Raw genomic sequence first — 21586 nt, 5'->3', positions numbered from 1 at the left:
TCGATGAGTGGATCCCGGAACAAATGGAACCGGGTACGATGTTTTTGTTGGACGAGACGAATGGGTTGGGGAAATCGGATAACCCCTACTGTGCTGTTCTGGCTTGCCCCTCATGTGGAGCGCTCGGGTTGATCACTCGGCACCAGTGTGTTGGATTAGAATCCATGATCTGTGGTTCTGAGAGATGTTCCGCGGAATATTTTCTCCTGGATGGACATATCTGCTATCGCAAACCAAATTGAGACCGAGTGTTGGTCAATGCAGAAGGTGCATGGCAGGTGTCCATGCACCTTTTCTTTTGCGGTGAGCGCTTCCCGCTTTGTGGCTGCATCGGGAGTCGAAATAAGAAGGGTCATAATTCCGGCAGGCGACCGGCATCCAATATAGTTACGGTGAGCGGAGGCACCCATGCGCTCTCATCTGGCTACGTTGCTGGAGGATTTTCGTCGCTTTGGCAGCGAGAGGGCCGTTGTTCGCCATACCGGTAATCGACGCAAGAGTACTAGCTACGAAGAGATTGCAAGATTAGCCGGGCGTTTTGCGGCGCTGCTGGACGAGCGCGGCATTCTGGTCGGTGATCGGGTCATAATATGGGCGGAGAACAGCGCCCAATGGATTAGTGCGTTTTACGGATGTATGTTGCGGGGGGTACTGGCTGTTCCGCTGGATGTCTATGGAACGGTCGAGTTTGCGACGCGAGTAGCGTCTGATGTGCGTCCGTCATTGATTGTGGGTGATCAGGAGTTTCTTCGTTCGCTCAAAGGAGAGTGGTCTCAGCTTGCGTTTGAAGATTGGCTGGATGTACTGCCTGCGAAAGAGATGGTGGCGGCTGCCAATCTTTCGCGCGATACACCGTTGCAGATTCTCTTTACTTCCGGAACAACCGGAGATCCGAAAGGCATCGTCCATACCCATGGAAACATTCTCGCCAGCCTTGAGCCGATCGAGCAGGCTGCCCGCGGCTATATGCGTTATGAGCGTCTGGTCCATCCGTTGCGTTTTCTTCATACGCTACCGTTGAGCCATGTCTTTGGGCAGATGATGGGATTGTGGGTCCCGGCGGTCTTTGCTGCAGAGGTTCACTTTGAAAGCCGCCTTGTATCCGCTCGGCTGATTGAAACAGTTCGTGAAGAGCGCATTTCAGTTGTTGCGGCGGTGCCTCGGGTACTTGCGATGCTCAAGAACCATCTGGAAACGGAATATCCCAATCTGCCGATGCGTCTGGCAGAGGCGCAAGAGAAGTCCTCCATCCGACGGTGGTGGTATTTCCGCGATATCCATTCGGCTTTTGGATGGAAATTCTGGGCCTTTGTGACTGGCGGCAGCGCCTTGTCGGTTTCAACCGAGCGCTTCTGGACCACGCTTTCTTTTGTAGTGGTTCAGGGGTACGGCATGACAGAAACTGCTGCACTGATCACTCTCAACCACCCCTTCCATATATCAGGCGGCAGCATGGGAAAACCACTTCCAGGTCGAGAAGTTAAGATGCAGCCTGATGGCGAGGTGCTGGTTCGCGGCCCAATGGTTTCGTCTGCAACCTGGAGCGGCGGTTCGTTGCATCCTCGGGAGAGCGAATGGCTGGCCACTGGAGACCTGGCGAAGATGCAGTCCGATGGAGCGCTTCGCTTTCTTGGGAGAAAGAGCGAGACCATTGTTACTGGTTCGGGAGTCAATCTTCATCCTGAAGACCTCGAAGTCGCCTTTGAGCAAGAACCAGAGGTGAGGGCTTGCGCGGTTGTTCCTATGGAGACAGCTTCAGGAAGTGAGCCATGTGTTGTATTGGCTATGCGTGGATCAGATGCGCATGCGGACACGATCCTGCAACGGGCGAATGCGCAGTTGGCTGAATTTCAGCGCATACGCAGATATGCTCTATGGCCTGATCCCGATCTCCCTCGGACCTCAACGGGGAAGGTGAAGCGAGCGGAGATTACCGCATGGTTAGCTAACAAAGAAGTCAAAAGCGAGGAGAAAGAGCAAGTCGCGGATGAAGATTGGCTTCTGAGGCTGATTGCCCGTATCACCGGAGAGAATCCACCCGCTGAGGGGGAGAAAGATCTACGACTTACGGAAGACCTGCATTTAGATAGCCTGGGGCGCGTGCAATTATTCAGTGCGCTTGAACAGAGGCTGGGATTACCAATTAATGAGGAGGAATCGAGCAAAGTCGAGACGCTGAAAGAGCTTCGACAATTTGTAATGCAATCGGGCAGGTTAAATGCTGAATTTGATTGGCCCAGTGAAAGAGCGCGGGACGCTCAGAATATCGATGCTTCCCGGTTGACAACAAGCAACCAGGAAACGCGATCGCGATCAGAGCGCACATCGCCTACATCTGTGTCGCATTATGTGTATCCTCGCTGGCCATGGTCATGGCCTGTGCGATGGCTGCGTAGTGTCTTTCTGGAGGTCGTGCTTCGTCCACTTGTTTGGTTACTCGCCGCGCCGCGTATTGTGCAGCCCTCTCTTCCGCGAACGTCGACTGCAGATGACAGCATGCTCATTGTTGCGAACCATGTGAGCACCTATGATGTGCCATTGCTGTTTTTTGCATTACAGCGATCAATTCGCACTCACACAGCTGTGGCTATGGCGGGAGAAATGCTTGAAGACTTCCGCCGCGCCAGACGACAGGGATCGCATTGGCCTAATCCCGCAGGACCTATTGCATGGTTCCTTCTCTCCGCCCTGTTCAATGTCTTTCCGTTGCCGCGACAGCGAGATTTTCAACGCAGTTTTGATCACATGGGAAGAGTTCTGGATCGCGGTTTTCACATTATTCTGTTTCCAGAAGGCAGACGTTCGCCAGATGGAACTTTAGCAGACTTTCGACGCGGGATCGGCCTTCTGGTGAAGCAATCTTCCGCTCCCGTTTTGCCCGTGGCGCTTTGCGGGCTGGGCAATCTTAAGATGGGAAGAGGCAGGTGGTTTCGTTCAGGGCGCATTGAGATCCATATCGGTCAGCCACTCTATTTTGGTGCGAATGAAACGGAAACCGCGATTACAGAACGGCTACAGCTTGCGGTGAAGGAGCTTCTGACCGCGTGAAAGAGGAAAATTTCCAAGCAGTTGAGCCGAGGTCTTTTCTTTCTTTTAGGGGAAGGAACAGATCTGCGCGTATCTGTACAGATATCTGGCCCTCATGCTACAAAGGGGGTACTTCGTAGAACGATTGCACTGCTTCATTTTCCGAGCTTATTTTCGACAGAACAAATATTGCTTTTTCGCGTGTTCGCAAATGGGCGCACTTTTGTTTTACGCAGGTTGATTTAGCTCTTACTGGCAAGGTGGAATGAAAACTTTTTATTCGCGTTGCATTGCTGTGGGAACAGCGTGGGTGGTTGTTGCCACTGCAGTTTGTTATTTTGGCGGTTTGAAGACCGCTTCTGCCGCGGGACAGGCGGGGCGTTCCGCCTTTAATTCAGGCCAGGTTCGTCCACCGGAGGACCCCGCAAAGGTGATTCACGGTAAAGCGCTCTACGGCATTAATTGCCAGGCGTGCCATGGAGCGGACCTTCGTGGAGGCGATATGGGGGGGCCAAATCTCCTTCGTTCGCAGGCGGCATTAACCGATCAGCATGGAGAGCAGATCATTCCCATTATTCAGGGAGCCCGCATGGCGCAGGGGATGCCGAATATTGGGCTGAACGATGAGGATGCTGGAGCTGTTGCTGCCTATATTCGTTCGGTAATTGCGACGATAGGCGGTCAAGGCGCGCCTCCTGGAGAAAAAGCCAAGCCACTCAACATCGTGGTGGGAGATGCGACACGCGGGCAGGAGTATTTTGCCATGCACTGCGCAAGCTGCCATTCGGCCACAGGGGATCTGAAGGATATTGCGACAAAATATCCAGACCCCGTACAGTTGCAGGCGCATTGGGTCGCTGGCGGTGGAAACAATCGCAATGCTCCCAGTAAGGCAACCGTTGATGTGACAGTCGCACCGGGGGAGAAGATTTCTGGCAAACTAGTGCGCATCGATGACTTTATTGTGACGCTGCAACTAAGCGATGGCACGCAACGTAGCTTTACGCGGAAGGGTTCTGTGCCAACGGTGGTAGTGCATAATCCGATGCAGGCGCATCGAGACATGCTGCCGCACTATACAGACCGCGATATTCACGATGTGACTGCATACCTGGTGACCCTGAAGTGAAACGTATCCATACGCTCTCAATTGCATCGCTGCTGTTTTCCTCTGTCTTTTCATTCGCACAGGGAGGAGGGGTTTCTCCGGAATCTCTCCTGAAGCCGCTGAAGAATGATTGGCCAACCTACAACGGCGATTACACCGGTAAGAGGTACAGTGCTCTAACGCAGGTGAATCGTCAGACGGTAAAGAATCTCTCGTTGTCGTGGTTCTCCCGTCTGACTCCCGGAGACAATTCTTCTGGAAGCACAGCACCTACGGCGGGACCGCAGGTGCCGTTGATTGTTGGTGGCGAAGGACCGGGGAACATCAATATTCGCGCAGGTTCGATCAAGGGATCGGTGCTTGCGGTCGATGGCACGCTATATGTGACGATGCCGGATAACGCCTGGGCGATTGATGCCCGTGATGGCCATCAGCTATGGCATTACTTCTGGAAGACCAAGGGTGGGACCCACATCGGCAATCGCGGGTTTGGCATGTGGAATGACTATCTCTTCATGGAGACGCCTGACGACTACCTGGTCTCTCTGGATGCAAAGACGGGCAAAGAGCGTTGGCACAAAATGATTGCCAATGTAGAAGAGGGTTACTTTGCTACGCCAGCACCGATCGTTATTGGCAATCATGTTTTAGTTGGGGTCGGCAACGATATCGATTCTCCAGGATTTCTCCAATCGTTTGACCCGGAGACGGGCGAACTGCAATGGAAGCTCTATACGGTGCCGATGAAGAAGGATGACCCTGGCGCCGATACGTGGAAGAGTATCGATGCGGCTCGACATGGTGGCGCGCAGACGTGGATTACCGGCGCGTATGATCCAGAGACAAACCTCTACATCTTCGGGACGGGGAATCCAACTCCGGCTTATACGACCGGGTTACGTGGCGATCTTGACAATCTGTTTACCTGCTCGCTGATTGCAGTGAACGTAGATACGGGGAAGATGGCCTGGTATTTCCAGACATCCCCGCATGACATGCACGACTATGATTCGGCGCAAACGCCAGTCTTTATTGATGGCATATTCAAAGGCAAGATGCGGAAGATGGTGGCAACCGCGGCGCGCAACGGCTACTACTTTCTGCTGGATCGTGTCACCGGGGAGCATCTGGTGACAAGCAAGTATGGCGAAATGACGAACTGGGCCAAAGGGTTGACTCCAGCAGGCGGACCAAAGCGCGACCCAGATAAGGACGCAACAGTCCCAGGCTCGCTTGCTTCTCCTACCTCTGGAGGGACTATTAATTGGGAACCCGTAGCATTCTCTCCTATGACGAATCTTTTCTATACCTATGAGGTGAATTCGTTCTCGATTCTGCATCTGACCGATACCGATCCACGTGGCTCGATGGGGTTGGGTGGCAAGGAAGAACTATTCGTCGGAAGTACGGGAAGCTATCTCAGCGCTCTCGACTATCGCACAGGTGTAGCACGCTGGCGTCACAAGTTTTATAACTCTGGAAGTATCGGCGGTGGCGGTCTTTTGGCAACTGCCGGGGGCCTGGTGTTTACGGGCGATGGGGCCGGTAATCTTGTGGCCTTCGATGCGACTGACGGCAAACTACTCTGGAATACACGCATAGGAAATATTTCAAACGCGCCACAGACGTTCGAGATGGACGGCCATCAATACGTGATCTGCGCATCTGGCGACACGATGTGGTCTTTCATTTTGCATTGATTCCTCAGGAGTGATTTCTTCTCTGGGAGGGGTTTTTCGTGCGATCGAAAGTTGTCTGTAAAGGCAGAATTGTCTTGGAAGGAATTAATTCATTTATTGAATAAATTTCTGTACAGGGGTCCTTAGCTCGTGTAGTAATGGTTCCCACCAGATGTCGCAATCCAGGTGCTCAGAAGTTTCAGGAACCATTTCTATAACAGAAAGGATCTGTAGCTATGCCATACCAGGTAACGCGCAGCTTGCTGGATCGTCGTAACTTTCTTCGTAGCGCTGGAAGCAGTCTCGCCGCAAGCGCTCTGTTAGGGAAATCTGCAACCGTTGCTCAGGCAGAAACTGGTCAGCAGGCGACTCCTGAACCAATCACACATGCGAGTGCATTTCGTCCGCTAACAGACAGCGAGAAGGTGGCGCGAATTGCTTCGAATAGTTATCCGATTCGCTGGATATTTAAGGGGCGGGGCGAGCTAACCACGAAGGATGTCGTCGCCAAGATGAAGGCGAAGTATGGCGAAATCACGATGCTGGATTTTCCCGCCTTCACAAAGAAGACCTTTCCTGGCGTGACCAAGATGGATATGTGGTCCAGTCTCTTCGGCGACATGGACGACAAAAGCCAATACGTGCAGCAAACCGTCACTTTTAACGGCAAACAGCGCCAGGTGACTGAGTTTGATCCTTCTGCTACCTCCAGTAAGCGTTGGTTGGAGAAGATGGCGAATGTGCAAGTAAAAGAAGGAGTGTTCTGTCATCACATCTCGAATAATGCTCCTCGCAATATCTGCGAACTCGATGACACAAAACGCAAAGAGGGGATTGAAATTGCCAAGAAATGGTTAGATGGAGCGGCGATTCTCGGTGCCAAATCGATGCGCGTAAACAGCGGCGGTCCACGTATTGCTCCATGGCCTAATCCGGATGAGTCGAGCTATCCGAAGAATCCAGAGATCGAGAAATATCTCGATAAATGTATCGAGTCATTCAAAGAGATGGCGGATTATGGCGCTAAGGTCGGCGTTAAGGTGACTCTTGAAAATCATTGGGGTCTGACGGCGAATCCGATCAATATCCGCATTATTGTGGAAGAGGTCAATAACGTCTTTTGCGAGGCCAGTCCGGATTTTTGCAACTGGGAACATAAGTACCTGCTGTATCACGCACTGAATGATCTTGCGCCTTATGCGCATACCACCGTGCATGCGAAATTCTGGGATCGGTTTGGAGAGCCCGATGTTCAACGTGGCGTGCGTATCATGCTGAACAACAATTACACCGGTGTCTTTGCTCTTGAGTACGAAGATGGTCCCTGGGACGGTATCGAGGGAGCACAGTATCTCTATCATCAGGTTATGGCGGCGTTGTAGAAGCCGCCGTATTCACGGAAGGGTAAATGTTATGAGATTGAATCGAACTGCTGATTTTTCCCGGCATGGCCGTTGGGCAGGTGAACGTAAAAGCAGAGTTGCAATAATGGGCAGGATCTTTGGAGGCCTGCTACTCGTTGCACTGTCAACATCATGTGGTCTGGATGCAGGTGCGCAGGCAAAGGCTAAGATTCCAGGAAACGACTGGATTCAGTTATTCAATGGCACAGATCTTACCGGTTGGAACAAGATTGGTGCTGAAAGCTGGACGGTTGAGGATGGACTCATCCATGGCCGCGGTTTGACCAAGGCTTACGGTTATCTTGAGACTGCAAACGACTATAAAGATTTTCAATTGTCCCTTCGTTTTAAGTGTGTTGGCGATGGCAACAGCGGGGTCTTTTTCCATACAGGGTTTAAGCCAAACTCTGTGGATACGACGCAGGGGATGCAATTCGAGATTGATTGCACCATGATGCATCACACCGCTGGCGTTTATGCCGAAGATGGACGCGGGTGGGTTGTTTGGCCTTCGCCCGAGAACGAAGGTGTCGTTCGTAAGGGTGAGTGGAACGATTATTTCGTGGAGGTGATCGGAAATCGCTATCGTTCACGATTGAATGGCGTGGAGATGGTAGATTTTACCGATCCTCATCCGGGCGCTCCTGACGGTAAGATTGCTCTGCAACTCCATGCAGGCGGACAGGGCAATATGCAGTTCAAAGACATCTGGATCCGCGATCTTTCCAAACGCTAAATGTAAAGGGCCGATGCGGCAGAACTGAGAGCAAGGATGGAATTCTGGAAGTGTTTCGGGAGAGAGCATCGTCTCTCAGTTCTGCTGACGAGCAGTTTGGCATTGACGGCAGTCTCTGCCAGCGCTCAGACATATAACACATGGCGCGAATATGGGGGATCGGCCGATGGTGCGCAGTATTCATCGTTGCGTCAGATCAATCGTGCGAATGTAAGTAAGCTGCAACAGGCCTGGACATTTTCGACCGGAGACTCTCGCGGATATGTCTTTAATCCGCTGGTGATTGGGCGAACCATGTATGTACTGGCGCATAACAACTCTGTTGTGGCGCTCGATGCGGCAACAGGAAAAGAGCTATGGTCGCAGCCGCTGCATGCCAAGACACTGCTGATTACCAATCGTGGGTTGAACTATTGGCAGAGTAAAGATGGAAAAGATCGCCGTCTTATCTTCGCTGTGGATAACGCTCTCAGAGAGCTGGATGCAACCACTGGAAAGCCGATTGAAAGTTTTGGCGTAGGCGGCCGTGTCGATTTGCGAGAGGGATTAGGGCGCAATCCTGAAAGTTTGACGTTAGTGCAGTCGTATAACCCCGGTCGCATCTATGGAGATTTGTTGATCCTCGGTTCGGCGACGAATGAGGAGTATGCGTCCGGTCCAGGAGATATTCGAGCCTACAATGTGTTGACTGGGAAGATGGAGTGGATCTTCCATACGATTCCGCACCCAGGCGAGCCTGGTTATGAGACATGGCCGAAGGATGCGTGGAAGTCTGTAGGCGGAGCTAATGACTGGAGTAGTATGGCGTTGGATGAGAAGCGAGGCATCGTCTTCGTTCCCACGGCCAGCCCGAAGTACAACTTTTATGGTGCGAATCGGCCAGGAAAGAATCTTTACGGCGATAGCCTGTTAGCTCTTAATGCGCGCACAGGCAAGTTGATCTGGTATTACCAGATGGTCCATCACGACATCTGGGATTATGACAACGCAACCACTCCGCAGCTCCTGACAGTGCGTCAGAACGGGCGCATGGTGGATGCTGTTGTGGTTGCGAATAAGGAAGGCTTTGTCTGGGCCTTCGAACGTACTACAGGCAAGCCGCTGTGGCCAATTGAAGAGCGTCCGGTACCGAAGTCGGATATGCCCGGCGAAGAAACATGGCCTACTCAGCCATTTCCGACGAAGCCAGCGCCTTTCGCGAGGCAATCGTTTACAGCAAAAGATCTCAGTCCTTTTCTGGAGCCGGCGGAACGTGAGAGCTTGCTGAAGCAGATGGCAGCAGCGCGCAATGGAGGTCTCTTCACGCCTCCATCAACCACCGATACAGTTGAGATGCCTGGCAATAACGGTGGCGCGAATTACGGTGGCTCGGCTATCGATCCAGTTCGCGGTTATTTCTACGTAGTATCGAAGGACCTGCCGGCGATGTTGAAGCTGACTTTGGCGGCGGAGCCGTTGAAGACAGGCACATCTGAGGTGCGCGGCCGTTCGTTGTATGAGGCAAACTGCAGTTTATGCCATGGAGACAACCGCGCAGGAAAACCACCGGCGATTCCATCATTAGCAGAAGTCAGTGGCCGTCTTTCCGATGATGAGATACGGAAAACGATACGATCGGGAAAAGGAGCGATGCCGTCGTTTGGCCAACTGAAAGATCCCGAGATTGATGCTCTTCTTGCCTATCTCGCTCATCCCGAGCGGGCGCCGGAGACTGTAACTGCTCCAGCACAGGCAAAGCCCGTCGTAACCGACCCCATAAAGGCCCACTATCGCAGTAGCTTTGGATTCATGTTCGCAGAGAGTGGATTGCCCGTGATTGCTCCACCATGGACAACATTAACAGCCTATGACCTCAACAGTGGGGATATCCGTTGGCAGATTCCTCTGGGCGAAGTTCCGGAACTCGCAGCGAAAGGGATCAAAAATACCGGGTCTCACTTTCCGAAGATCAATCCAGTTGTGACGGCAGGTGGATTAATCTTTACTGGCAGTCGCGATCGCAAGATCCGCGCTTTAGATTCTTCCACCGGTAAAGTTCTCTGGGAGACAGAGGTCGATGCCGCATTGGAAGGGATGCCTGCTGTGTATGAAATAGACGGACGTGAGTATGTTGTCTTTTGTGCTGCGGCGCGTTCAACCACGCACACACATGCCATTCCCGGACATCCCGCGTCCACCGATCCAATCCGTGGGGCTTATGTCGCCTTTGCTTTGCCGACGAAAGAAACGACAAAGCAATAGCTTGTGGCGATTCCGGTCTAGAGGGAGTTCAGATATTCGAAGGCGGCAATAGAAGCCGCGCTGCGAGGCAGAAGGTTTCGGTCGGCGTCGCTAAAAATAACCTGCGTCGCGCTAAGAAAGCGCGCCATGACATTGTTTTCGATTGCCTGACGCGTTGCTGTACGGAAGACTCCATTGCCGAAGCCTTCAAAATCCATGAACAGAACGCACTGTGGATTATTCAAATGAACGAGGGATGCAACCGCGATGCCCAGAGATGTCCCCGCGTTGCGGAGCAATTTTACGGCTTTCGCGTTTCCATGAAGAGCCATCTCTTCGAGTTCTCGCATAGTCCGAATGGAGAGCCCGGCAGACTTTGCTGCGTCGCGAAGAGCAAAACCGCCAGCGATCGTATCGAGACATCCCCTGCGGCCGCATCTGCAAAGAGTTCCTCTGGGAGTAACCGTGATGTGTCCAATCTCGCCTGCGCTATCCGTATGGCCGCGATAGAGCATCCCATGCATGAAATGAGCGGAGCCGATCGTTCGTCCCAGGACAATGCTTGAGAAGTGTTCCATATCGCGAGCTTTACCAAAAAACCTTTCACCCATCGCAATGGCGTTGGCGTCATTATCGATCCAGGCCGGAATCCGGAGAGCCGTTGCGATCAACTGAGCTACGGGAACGTCCCGCCAATTCAATGCGGCTGAGTAGCGGCATACACCTTCTTTAGCATCCACTATCCCGGAGATGGTAATACCGATTCCCTGAATGCGGCTTCGTGGAATCCTTGATGAGATGAGAATCTTCTGGAAAGCATTGCTGGCAGCTTTGACCAGATCCGAAGGAGTTTTGCACGCAGGTAAATTATGATGCTCAACGACTTCTCCGCGAAGATTTGTGAGTACCATGGGCATGGACGATTCCCCCACGGATATCCCGACAAAGTAGCAGTGTGACGCCTGCAGCTGGAGTTGTACGATGGGGCGTCCGCGCCGCCCATTGGTCGATAAGGACGGGAGTTCTGCCAGTAAGCCTCGTTGCAGCAGCACTTGGGTCACTTCAGTGATCGCCGCCGGACTTACTCCCGTGATCTCGCTGAGTTCTGAGCGGGAGAGCTGCACAGAGCGTAGGAGGCTGGCGATAACACCATTGCGGGCTGAACGGAACTGTTGCTTTGTCGATCTTTCTGCTGAACGCACTCTCGAAGATCTCTCCTCTCAGTTGGGTTTGATCCTATTGCCTGCTTCTTCGGGAAGCTACGAAAAAGTTGTCTTGACGCCCAGATTCAATGCCAATATGATCCACCTACTGAAATATTGTTCGTCTCCTTCCGAGTATTACGGTAGTTCGCTTCTCCGATATAAGAATTCTTCTATTTGCTTCGGTTACTAAATAAATTCGAACTGCGGTGGATAGCTGTACCGCGGGTGGTATTTGCTTAGCAGTGTGGAGTTATGAGGAGCTTAGGAGGCCCTATGAAGTGCGTGGCGCTTAAGAAGCAGATGCTGACCGAATGTGATCAGCGCGAGACGATGAATAGAACCGGCAGAGTAGGGAAAATCTGTCGAAATACCTTGTTCCTATCGCTATTGGTATGGATGCTTGCTTTTACCGGAGCGGCATTTGCACAAAACACGACCGCAGATGTTGTAGGTACGGTGACTGATAGTTCAGGCGCCATGGTCTCGGGAGCTACCGTGGAGCTCACCAATGTCAACACACAGGAAAAGCGCGTCGTCACTTCGGGCGGGGGAGGAGAGTTTACCTTTACCCTTCTCAAGCCGAGCCGGTACTCACTTACTGTCACGGCCTCAGGATTTAAAGTATTCAAGATTAGTTCGTTCGCGCTTGCTGCCGGCGACCGGGCCCGCGAAGATGCTCGTCTAGAGATTGGTGGGGTCGGAGAAACGATCGAAGTGGATGCGGCACCTCCAGCACTCCATACAGACTCGGCAGCGCTGATCACGACCGTGACCGAAAAGGCAACGCAGGAACTTCCTCTGAATGGCCGTAATTTTATCAATCTGGTTCAGGTAACTCCCGGTGCAACCGAGGGATTAAACAACGGCTTGGCCAGTGGTAATCGACCTGACGATCGACGTCAGACTTCATCAGTTTCGGTCAACGGACAGGCCGACATGATGAACAATCAGACGATCGATGGTATCGATAACAATGAGCGCGTCATCGGCTCCATTGGTGTTCGCCCCTCAGTGGATGCTATCCAGGAAGTCAGCGTGCAGACCAACGTCTTTACTGCCGAGGTCGGCCGCTCTGCTGGAGCGATCATCAATGTCATCACCAAGTCCGGCACGAATCAATTTCATGGGTCGGCCTATGAATTTTTCCGTAATGATGTGTTGAATGCCAATCCTTACAAATTTGGGGCCAACATCCCTAAGCCGAAGTATCGCCAGAATCAGTTCGGCGGAAGTCTAGGTGGACCGATTGTGAAGGAGAAGACGTTTTTCTTTGCCGATTATGAAGGGTTGAACATTGTTCGCAATCTGAACCCGACGACAACGACTGTGCCAACTCTGTTTCAGCGCAATAATCCAGGTAACTTCACGGATAGTTGTTCGACTGTTAATGGTGTGACGACCTGTACGCAAACCAATCCCACCGTTACAAATATTGACAAGATAGGCCTGCAATACTTCAATCTGTTCCCTCTGCCGACAAACAATGCTGTAACCTCCGGCAATTATGTGGGAACTTCTAGGAACTCCCAGTTCAATAAGACTGCAGATGGCCGTGTCGATCATCGGTTCAGCAATGGTGATATGGCTTATCTTCGTTATACCTATAACGCTGTAGATAGCACTATCGGTAGCCTTTTCCCATCCGTAAACTCTGCAGCTGGAGCAATTTTGCCGGGCGGCAATTTGGGGAGCTATCCAGGGCCGGCAATAACTCGGGCGCATCAGGCGCAATTGAACTATATTCACAGTTTTACGCCTAACCTTCTAATTGAACTTAAAGCGGGTTATACGCTGCTGAATAATGGGCAGTATCCCCTGAATTTCGGAAAAGCAATTAACACTGCTATGGGGCAGCCCAATATCAACGTTGACTCTCGTACGGCAGAGTTATCTGCGGTTTCGATCAGTCAGGGAACAGGTGCCAATCTTGGTAACCGTCCTCCAATCATTTATCACGAGAACACCTTCCAGTATGAAGGGGCTGTGAACTACATCCGTGGCAAGCAGTCCGTCAAGATCGGAGCAGGTGTCATTCGTCGCCAAGATCGTGTCACCCAGACCGATACTGCGAATGGCAACTGGAGCTTTCAGGATTTCTCTACGCTTCTGGCGGGAGACTATGTATCAGGCGGGCGCAACTGGATTCTATATGCGCCAAACAATCGTACTTGGGAGCCGCACGTCTTCTTTCAGGACGATGTGCACATCAGTTCCAAGCTGACGCTTAATATAGGTGCTCGCTATGATTTCTTCACCCCGTATACCGAAACCAAAAATATTCTGTCGAACTTTGATACCGATCTCGCACGTATTGTGATCGCAGGTCAAAATGGAATCGATGGTCACGGAAATATCCGTACGGATTACAGTAACTTCGCTCCTAGATTTGGTTTCGCCTACACTCCGATTGATAAGACCGTTATCCGTGGTGGTTTTGGCTTGACCTACGCTCCCGAGAATACGACTTCGGGTTCAGCTCTGGTGAACCAGCCTTTTACAGCGACTTGGGGGCCTTACAATCCGACACAGGCTGCTCAGTTTGCGCAAAGCAATCTAGGGTACAGTCCAGCTGCTGCAGCTCAATTCAAGAAATTCGCTGGTGGACTTCCAACACCCTTACCGAATAGTGCTACAAATCCCAGTGGCACTATTACTGCAGCTTTGGATCCACATTTCAAATCGACCTATATTGAGCAGTTCAATCTAACCTTGGAGCGCGAATTTGGGGGATTCGTAGGCAGTCTTTCCTATGTTGGAGAACTTGGCCGGCGCAATGCGTTCTATATCTCTGACTACAACACGCTGGCTCCGGAATCGTTCGTGTATGCGAATCCGAACGACACCACCAGCAATACGCCTGCGCTGAGTTCGGCTATCGATCCTAAGTATGGTGTTCCGTACTCAGTCTCGTACAACTATTATCGGCGCTTTGCTGGCTCGGTGCCGAACGTTACATCGATCCCATACTACACAAGCAGAGGAAGCAGCAGTTACCATGCGATGCAAGCTGTATTGAAACGTCGCTTCAGCAAGGGGCTGGACCTGCAGCTTGGTTACACGTGGGCACGTCTGTTAGATAATTCTGAATCGATTAGTAACAACGGCGGCAATGGCTTCGGCTCTTATCCTGAACAGATTCCAATCATTGAATATGGAAACGGCAATCAGGATATACGTCACCGTGTTACGGGAACCTTCAACTACGCACTTCCATTTGGGGAGAGCAAGCATGGATTCACTGGCGTTTTGGCAAGGGGATGGCAGGCCAATGGGCTGATTGTTTGGAATACAGGTATGCCATTTTCGGTTGTCAATAATATCAACCGAAGCGGTACCCGCCCAAACTCGGGCAGTGATCGTCCGAATATGATTGGCAACGGTAGGGTGTCTCATCCGAGTGTCAGTCAATGGTTTGATGTGAATGACTTTGTCTTCCAAAAAGTTGGTACCGTAGGAACACAGCGACGCAACCAACTCTTTGGGCCCGGCTTACAACGGGTCGATCTTTCATTGTTCAAAAATTTTGACATCACTGAAAGGGTAAAGCTTGAGTTTCGTACAGAGGCATTCAATGTGTTGAATACGACACAATTCTTCAATCCGAACGCAACGCTGCAAATTAACCCCTGTACGGCTGCCGCTCCCTGTACAGGTAAATATCCAGTTGCAGGATTTCAACCTCCCTCCACCTTCGGCGCTATTACATCAACGGCCAATGCCTATAACCCGCGTCTGATCCAGTTCGCGGCACGTGTGAAGTTCTAGTTGTAGTTTTATGGTGAAAGGGGCAGCTCATTGAGCTGCCCCTTTTCTTTGGCCGATTCAGAATTTTGCAGAAGCCTCCATTGCAGATTGCTCAATATAAGAGAGAATAGACGGAATGAAGTTTGCACTGCTTGGTTATGGGTTTATGGGAGGCGCACATCTAGCGGCGCTTCAGCGCATCCCCGGAGTCGAAGTAAAGTCAGTCTCTACGCGCACACGTCCTTCTGCAGACGCCCCTGCGCGCGGCAATATGGACCTGGCAAGCGGCCCGTTGCCGGAAACTGTGGTCTGGAATCCCGATTGGCGTGCAGTCATTGCAGATCCGGAGATTGATGCTGTCGATATTTGCCTGCCTACGGACATGCATCGCGAGGTTGTTTTGGCCGCATTCGCGGCAGGGAAGCATGTGCTGTGTGAGAAGCCGTTGGCGCGAAATGTTTCTGAGTGTGATGAATTGATAGCTGCAGCAGAAAAAAGCGGGCGCATTTTTATGATTGGACAGGTGCTTCGCTTCATGTATCCGTATCGCTATGCGGCGCAATTCATCAACGAGATTGGTCGAGATAAGGTGACGCATTGCGTGCTTCGTCGGAGTACAGGCTATCCGCAGTGGGGAGGATGGCTCACACAAGAGGAGCGAAGCGGAGGCGCCATTCTCGACCTGTTGAGTCATGACCTCGACCAAGCCCTTAGCCTCTTTGGTCAGCCAAAGTCGGTAAGTGCTGCCAGCATAGGTCCCGTGGATACGATGCGGGCTGTTCTTCAGTATTCGTCGGGACCGGACGTAATTGTTGAAGGGGGATGGCTTGATCCAGAGGTTGCTTTCTCAGCTGGCTTTGAGATCGAGGCCGGTGATGCGCGATTGGTTCATCAAGACAATCTGCTAATCCGAAGCCTTCGTGGAGTAGAGACTTCTGTCGAGATTCCCGTGCACGATCCCTACTTCGATGAGATTGCTTATTTTGTAGACTGCTGTCGGAATCGCACTCCGCCGGCATTATGCCTGCCGTCCGAATCTGCGCAGGCTGTTAAACTTTCACTTCTATTAAAAACTTCGCGCGAAGCCGATGGACAGGAGCTTGAATGGCAACAGTAGAACCGATGGAGATTGGCCTTGTAGTTTGGGCCGAGAAGACAGCAGAAGAGACCCTGAAATATGTCTCGCAGTTTGGCTTGCGTGCAATTCAGCTTGGGATTCCACCTTCCGTTGACTGTATTGCGGCAGTGCAAGAGTGGAAGGCGGCGCTCTCCAATTCGCCGTTCATCCTAACCAGCGCCGTGTGTTGTTATACCGGCGAAGATTATTCCAGCTATCAACAGGTCCATGAGTCGGTCGGATTTACGAATGCAAAGTATCGTTCGGAACGCATCGCGCGGACGATCGAGATCGCCAACTTCGCTCATGAATTTGGGATCACCGCAGTCTCCTGTCATATTGGATTTATCCCGGACGATTCAGCAGACCCTCTCTATAAGGAACTGATCGATGTCGCGCAAACCTTGTGCGATGCAATGGCAAAAAACCGCCAGAACTTCGTTCTCGAAACCGGGCATGAGTCTGCGGCCGTATTGTTGAAGTTCTTTGCGGATGTCGATCGTAAAAACCTGAAGATCAACTTCGATCCTGCCAATATGATCCTTTATGGATCTGGCGATCCGGTCGAGGCGCTTCGAGAGGTGCAGCAGCATGTAATTTCCGTGCACTGCAAGGATGGCCGGTCACCTATACCAGGAACCGGAAAATTAGGAAATGAGTGCAGGTTAGGCGATGGAGAGGTCAATTTCCCAGACTTTATTCGCCAGCTCAGAAAGATGAACTACGTTGGCCCCTTGACGATCGAAAGGGAAGAACCCAACCTTGATCAAAGGACTGCCGATATCCATACTGCGATTGAACGGTTGCAGGAATGGAAAGCCCAGACTTTATAGTGTTCGTATTGAGGATCAGGCACAGCAAGCAGAGAACAGGATAAGAATCGTTCACTGCGAAAATTGCAGGATGAGGAGAGGTTGATGAAGCTGCAGATGCGGGCGCGACTGAGCGTCATGATGTTTCTGGAGTACTTTATCTGGGGAGCGTGGTATGTCACGATGGGAACCTGGCTCGCCGGGCCGCTCCACTTTACCGGTCAGCAGATCAGCGTGGCTTACGGAACTACAGCCATCGGCGCAATTGTGGCCCCGTTCTTCGTTGGTATCGTCGCCGATCGGTTCTTCGATACGCAGAAGCTACTTGGGTTGCTACATCTGCTCGGTGCAGCACTTCTCTTCGTGGCCTCCGCACAGGTGTCGTTCAGCCTCTTCTACGGACTTCTGCTTATCTACTGTCTCTGCTATATGCCGACGATGGCGCTGACCAACTCACTCTCGTTCCGGCAGATGCGCGATCCGAAGGAGGACTTCGGCTCAATCCGTGTTCTCGGATCTATTGGGTGGATTATCGCTGGCCTGATCATTGGCAATATGCGTGTTGAGGCCACAGCGACACCGATGCGAATCGCTGCGCTCTCCTCACTCTTGATGGGACTGTATTGCTTCACGTTGCCCAAAACGCCTCCGTTGCTCGGTCGTGGGCAGAAATTCACCGTTAGCAGCATCTTCCCCCGTGAAGCAATTGACCTCGTGCGCGAGCGTTCGATGCTGGTCTTTGTGTTGGCCTCGTTCGGTATCTGCATTCCGCTACAGTTCTACTACGCCTTCACCAACCTTTATCTCAACCAGATCGGCGTTGAGAACGCTGCCGGCAAGATGACCGGCGGTCAGATGTCCGAGATGCTCTGCATGCTGCTCATTCCGTGGTTCTTCCGACGGTTGGGCGTCAAGTACATGCTGATCTCCGGTATGGCCGCGTGGGTGCTGCGCTATATCTTCTTCGCCTATGGCAATATAGGCGCAGGGATGTGGATGCTATGGGCAGGCATCCTTCTGCACGGCATCTGCTACGACTTCTTCTTCGTTACGGGACAGATCTATGTCGACAACAAAGCAAACGTAGGAATACGCGCCGCTGCGCAGGGCATGATCACCTTCGTCACCTACGGCCTGGGGATGTTCGTGGGTGCCTGGCTCTCCGGAGCAGTGGTTGATCACTATCATCTGGCTGTTCCGGTCGGCGGAGCCACCTACGAGTGGCGATCGATCTGGCTTATCTCCGGTATCATCTCTGTGCTTGTACTGATTGGTTTTTCCCTTGCTTTCTCCGAGAAAAATAACCCACAGAAATTGCCGGAAGGTAATTTGGAGAGCAGACTTCAATCTCAGTAGCAATATACTTGCCAGCTAGGTTTCTACAAAAGGATGGATCGAAGGAGATTTCGTGGCTCTTACTCCCTTCCATATCGCATTTCCTGTTGATGATCTGGAGGTGGCCCGCGCGTTCTATGGAGGGCTTCTTGGCTGTCCGGAGGGACGCAGTTCTGAGCAATGGATTGACTTCAATCTATTCGGACACCAGATTGTTGCCCATCTGAAGCTGTCGAAAGATTCGAAGCAGCAGCATCACAATCCAGTCGATGGCCACGATGTTCCCGTTCCTCATTTTGGTGTCGTGCTCTCCATGTCAGACTGGCAGCTACTTGCCGATCGACTACGTGCAGCGAGTATCCAGTTCGTGATCGAGCCGTATATTCGATTTAAGGGTGAGGTGGGGGAGCAGGCGACCATGTTTTTTCTTGATCCTGCCGGTAACGCCCTTGAATTTAAAGCATTTGCCGACCCGGCCCAACTCTTTGCGAAATAAGACTGCTACACAACAAACGCTCTACAATGATCAGTGCGCAAAGTGATGCACAAGAACCTTGATGCGCTGAACGAATGTCGAAGAGGAAGATGCAGGCCAAACACGGGTTTAGCCTGCGATGGAGCCTATCGAAAGATGTCGAATCGTCCAACGCGTCGTCGTTTTATCGCCACTTCTGCCGCTGCTGCCACGACGCTCTCCCATGCGAGGACCTTCGCTCTTCCGTGGCAGGACTCGGCTCCGTCCGAGGGCGCGACTCCATACAAGTTGTTTTTTGATCAGCCCGCAGCATCGTGGCCCGATTCCGTGCCCGTTGGAAATGGCCGGTTAGGAGCCTGTGTTTTTGGGCAGCCTAGTAAAGAACGTATCCAGCTGAATGAAGAATCCATCTGGGACGGCGAGATGCGTGACCGAAATAATCCTAAGGCAGGAGAGACGGTCCAGAAGATTCGAGAGTTATTGTTTGCGGGCCAAGTCGCAGAGGCCGAGGCCTTGGTTCCAGACGACTATCTTTCCATTCCACGCCGTCTCCCTTGCTATCAAACGCTTGGTGATCTTCATCTGGATTTCGGCCCTATGGAGAATGTCAGCGACTACCGGTTGGAACTGAATCTGGACACTGCAATTGCAACGACGACTTTCACGCACAGTGGGGTTCATTACCGGCGAGAGGTCTTCAGCTCTGCCTCCGATCAGGTCATCGTAATCCGGCTTACCGCCGATCAACTCGGCAAGATCAGCTTTACGGCTACATTGGATCGTCCGGCGCACTTTCAGACTGCCGCATTGGCTCAGAACCGCCTGAAACTCTTCGGCACAGCTCTTCCTGTTAATGACAACCCCGGCCTTCCTATCAAGGAACGACAGGTCGGTATCCAATACTACGCCGAACTGCTGGCTGTCTCGACTGATGGTGCTACTACCACAAAGAACAATGCTCTGATTGTGGCGAACGCGACGGCTGTTACGTTATTTCTGGACTGCGCAACGAGCTATCGCTATCCATCTGGTGAATCGATGATGCACGATGCAGTTGTCAAGAATCTTCTTGCAGCCGCATCGCGTCCATATGCCGAACTTCGCGTGCGTCACATGGTGGACCATCAGAAGTACTTCCGGCGAGCGGCAATTACCATCGGTCTGCCTCAGGACCCTAAGGCTGTAATCGCTACAGATAAACGTCTTGCCCAGGTGAAGGCTGGTGAAGAAGATCCCGGTCTATTGGGGATCTATTTTCAGTACGGACGTTATCTGCTGATCTCGAGCTCACGGCCGGGCACTCTTGCAGCAAATCTTCAAGGAATCTGGAATGAGTCAGTCGATCCACCCTGGGGCTCGAAGTATACCGTCAACATTAATATCCAGATGATCTACTGGCTTGCTGAGAGAGCAGGACTTTCGGACCTGCACGCTCCTCTCTTTGATCTGATTGATCGCACTCGCAACCCTGGATATATTACGGCAAAAAAGTATTACAACGCCGGAGGATACGTCGTTCATCACAACACCGATATCTGGGGAGACTCCAGCCCTGTGGATGCTCTTGGTGGTGGTGTATGGCCGATGGGAGCAGCCTGGTTGTCACTCCATCTGTGGGATCATTTTGATTACACAGGCGACGTAGCGTTTTTACGAGATCGGGGTTATCCGAGGCTCCGCGAAAATGCTCTCTTCCTGCTCGACTCGATGGTGACCGATCCGAAGACGGAACGGATGGTTACCGGCCCGTCGTGCTCTCCAGAGAACAAATACAAACTGCCGGATGGAACTGCGCATAACATCTGCATGGCACCGACGATGGATATCGAGATCGTCCGTGCCGTACTGACGCGCCTGCTCCAGGCCGCGTCGGTACTCGCTACTTCTCCGAACTGGGAAGCAACGACAGATGCAGATCTTCATAATCGTGCGCGTCTGGCACTGATTAAACTTCCACCTTATAAGATTGGCAAAGCCGGACAATTGCAGGAATGGCAAGAAGATTACACAGAGAATGAACCAGGACATCGGCATATCTCGCATCTTTTTGCACTCTTTCCTGATGACCAGATCACGCCGTTCCGTACACCCGAGATGGCGCGCGCAGCGCGAGTCACTCTCGACCGAAGACTGGCTGCCAATGGAGGCAGTACGGGTTGGTCGCGTGCCTGGATCGTCTGCTGCATGGCTCGCCTGGAAGATGGAGATGCAGCGTACTCGAACCTGCTACGGCTGCTTGCGGATTCGACGCGAGGAAACCTCTTCGACATCTGCGGGACGAAGGACGACTCTCCTTTCCAGATGGATGGCAATCTTGGTGGTCCTACGGGAATGGTCGAGATATTGCTGCAATCTCATGCCAGCGGTGGTAGCGGTGAGGCAGCCCAGATGCGAGGTGCTGAATCTGCTGCAAATGTCATCCGCCTCCTCCCGGCCCTTCCCAAGGCATGGCCAAACGGTTCATTCCGTGGTTTGCGTGCCCGCGGAAGCCTTGAAGTAGATATGGAATGGGAGAATGGTAAAGCCACAGTGGCAACTTTGCGGGCGCATCTCGATCTAACGCACCACATCATCGCACCGAAAGGCCAGCGGATCGCGTCCGTCTCCCCCACATCAACTCAGCCGATCCCTGGTGCAGGCCCGGACGAACTTGTACTGCCCGTTAAAGCCGGAGAGGTCTTTACTGTTCACTTCTCTTAGTCAGAGAAGAGGCGTTTTTTGATCT

General features: G+C 52.2%; 13 protein-coding genes. 12 read left to right on the top strand and 1 reads right to left on the bottom strand.

The genetic code is table 11. The features are described from left to right. Positions 1-408 precede the first annotated feature (408 nt). From H7846_RS12950 to H7846_RS12925, 6 genes are all read left to right on the top strand, one after another. A complete protein-coding gene (locus H7846_RS12950; RefSeq protein ID WP_186692607.1) occupies positions 409-3048 on the top strand; it encodes an AMP-binding protein in 2640 nt (879 codons plus the stop codon). Positions 3049-3292: 244 nt separating this feature from the next. Next, positions 3293-4156, top strand: a complete 864-nt coding sequence (locus H7846_RS12945) for a c-type cytochrome (RefSeq protein ID WP_186692606.1) — start codon at positions 3293-3295, stop codon at positions 4154-4156. Then, positions 4153-5835 carry an acido-empty-quinoprotein group A gene (locus H7846_RS12940; protein ID WP_186692604.1) on the top strand — a complete coding sequence of 561 codons (1683 nt, stop codon included), beginning with the start codon at positions 4153-4155 and terminating at the stop codon, positions 5833-5835. The genes H7846_RS12945 and H7846_RS12940 overlap by 4 nt, the downstream gene beginning before the upstream one ends. Before the next feature lie 215 nt (positions 5836-6050). Then, positions 6051-7196 carry a sugar phosphate isomerase/epimerase family protein gene (locus H7846_RS12935; protein WP_186692602.1) on the top strand — a complete coding sequence of 382 codons (1146 nt, stop codon included), beginning with the start codon at positions 6051-6053 and terminating at the stop codon, positions 7194-7196. Positions 7197-7302: 106 nt separating this feature from the next. Beyond that, entirely contained in the window at positions 7303-7953 is a 651-nt protein-coding gene (locus tag H7846_RS12930; RefSeq protein WP_186692600.1) for a 3-keto-disaccharide hydrolase, read from the top strand. A 36-nt stretch (positions 7954-7989) separates the two neighbouring features. After that, the gene (locus H7846_RS12925) at positions 7990-10194 is read left to right on the top strand and encodes an outer membrane protein assembly factor BamB family protein (protein WP_186692599.1); all 2205 of its coding nucleotides are present in this window, start codon (positions 7990-7992) and stop codon (positions 10192-10194) included. A 17-nt stretch (positions 10195-10211) separates the two neighbouring features. On the opposite strand, the gene H7846_RS12920 is transcribed toward H7846_RS12925, so the two are convergent. Then, complete coding sequence (locus H7846_RS12920) at positions 10212-11375, bottom strand: ROK family protein (RefSeq protein WP_186692597.1); 1164 nt, start codon at positions 11373-11375, stop codon at positions 10212-10214. A gap of 276 nt (positions 11376-11651) precedes the next feature. On the opposite strand from H7846_RS12920, the gene H7846_RS12915 reads away from it, so the two are divergent. From H7846_RS12915 to H7846_RS12890, 6 genes are all read left to right on the top strand, one after another. Then, a complete protein-coding gene (locus tag H7846_RS12915; RefSeq protein ID WP_255460622.1) occupies positions 11652-15143 on the top strand; it encodes a TonB-dependent receptor in 3492 nt (1163 codons plus the stop codon). 115 nt (positions 15144-15258) lie between these two features. Further along, positions 15259-16239, top strand: coding sequence for a Gfo/Idh/MocA family protein (locus H7846_RS12910; protein WP_186692595.1), 981 nt, complete (start codon positions 15259-15261; stop codon positions 16237-16239). Beyond that, positions 16227-17072 carry a sugar phosphate isomerase/epimerase family protein gene (locus H7846_RS12905; RefSeq protein WP_186692593.1) on the top strand — a complete coding sequence of 282 codons (846 nt, stop codon included), beginning with the start codon at positions 16227-16229 and terminating at the stop codon, positions 17070-17072. Before H7846_RS12910 ends, H7846_RS12905 begins: the two co-directional genes overlap by 13 nt. 84 nt (positions 17073-17156) lie before the next feature. Next, positions 17157-18407, top strand: a complete 1251-nt coding sequence (locus tag H7846_RS12900; RefSeq protein WP_222597504.1) for a nucleoside permease — start codon at positions 17157-17159, stop codon at positions 18405-18407. Between the two features lie 52 nt (positions 18408-18459). Further along, positions 18460-18882 (top strand): VOC family protein, encoded by a 423-nt coding sequence (locus tag H7846_RS12895; protein WP_186692591.1) that lies wholly within the window; start codon positions 18460-18462, stop codon positions 18880-18882. A gap of 135 nt (positions 18883-19017) precedes the next feature. Further along, positions 19018-21561 (top strand): glycoside hydrolase family 95 protein, encoded by a 2544-nt coding sequence (locus H7846_RS12890; RefSeq protein ID WP_186692589.1) that lies wholly within the window; start codon positions 19018-19020, stop codon positions 21559-21561. Positions 21562-21586: the final 25 nt, after the last annotated feature.

The organism is Edaphobacter sp. 4G125 (genome assembly GCF_014274685.1).
Lineage (GTDB): Bacteria > Acidobacteriota > Terriglobia > Terriglobales > Acidobacteriaceae > Edaphobacter.
Note: the sequence above shows the minus strand (reverse complement) of the source record. Positions and strands in the feature narration are given on the sequence as shown.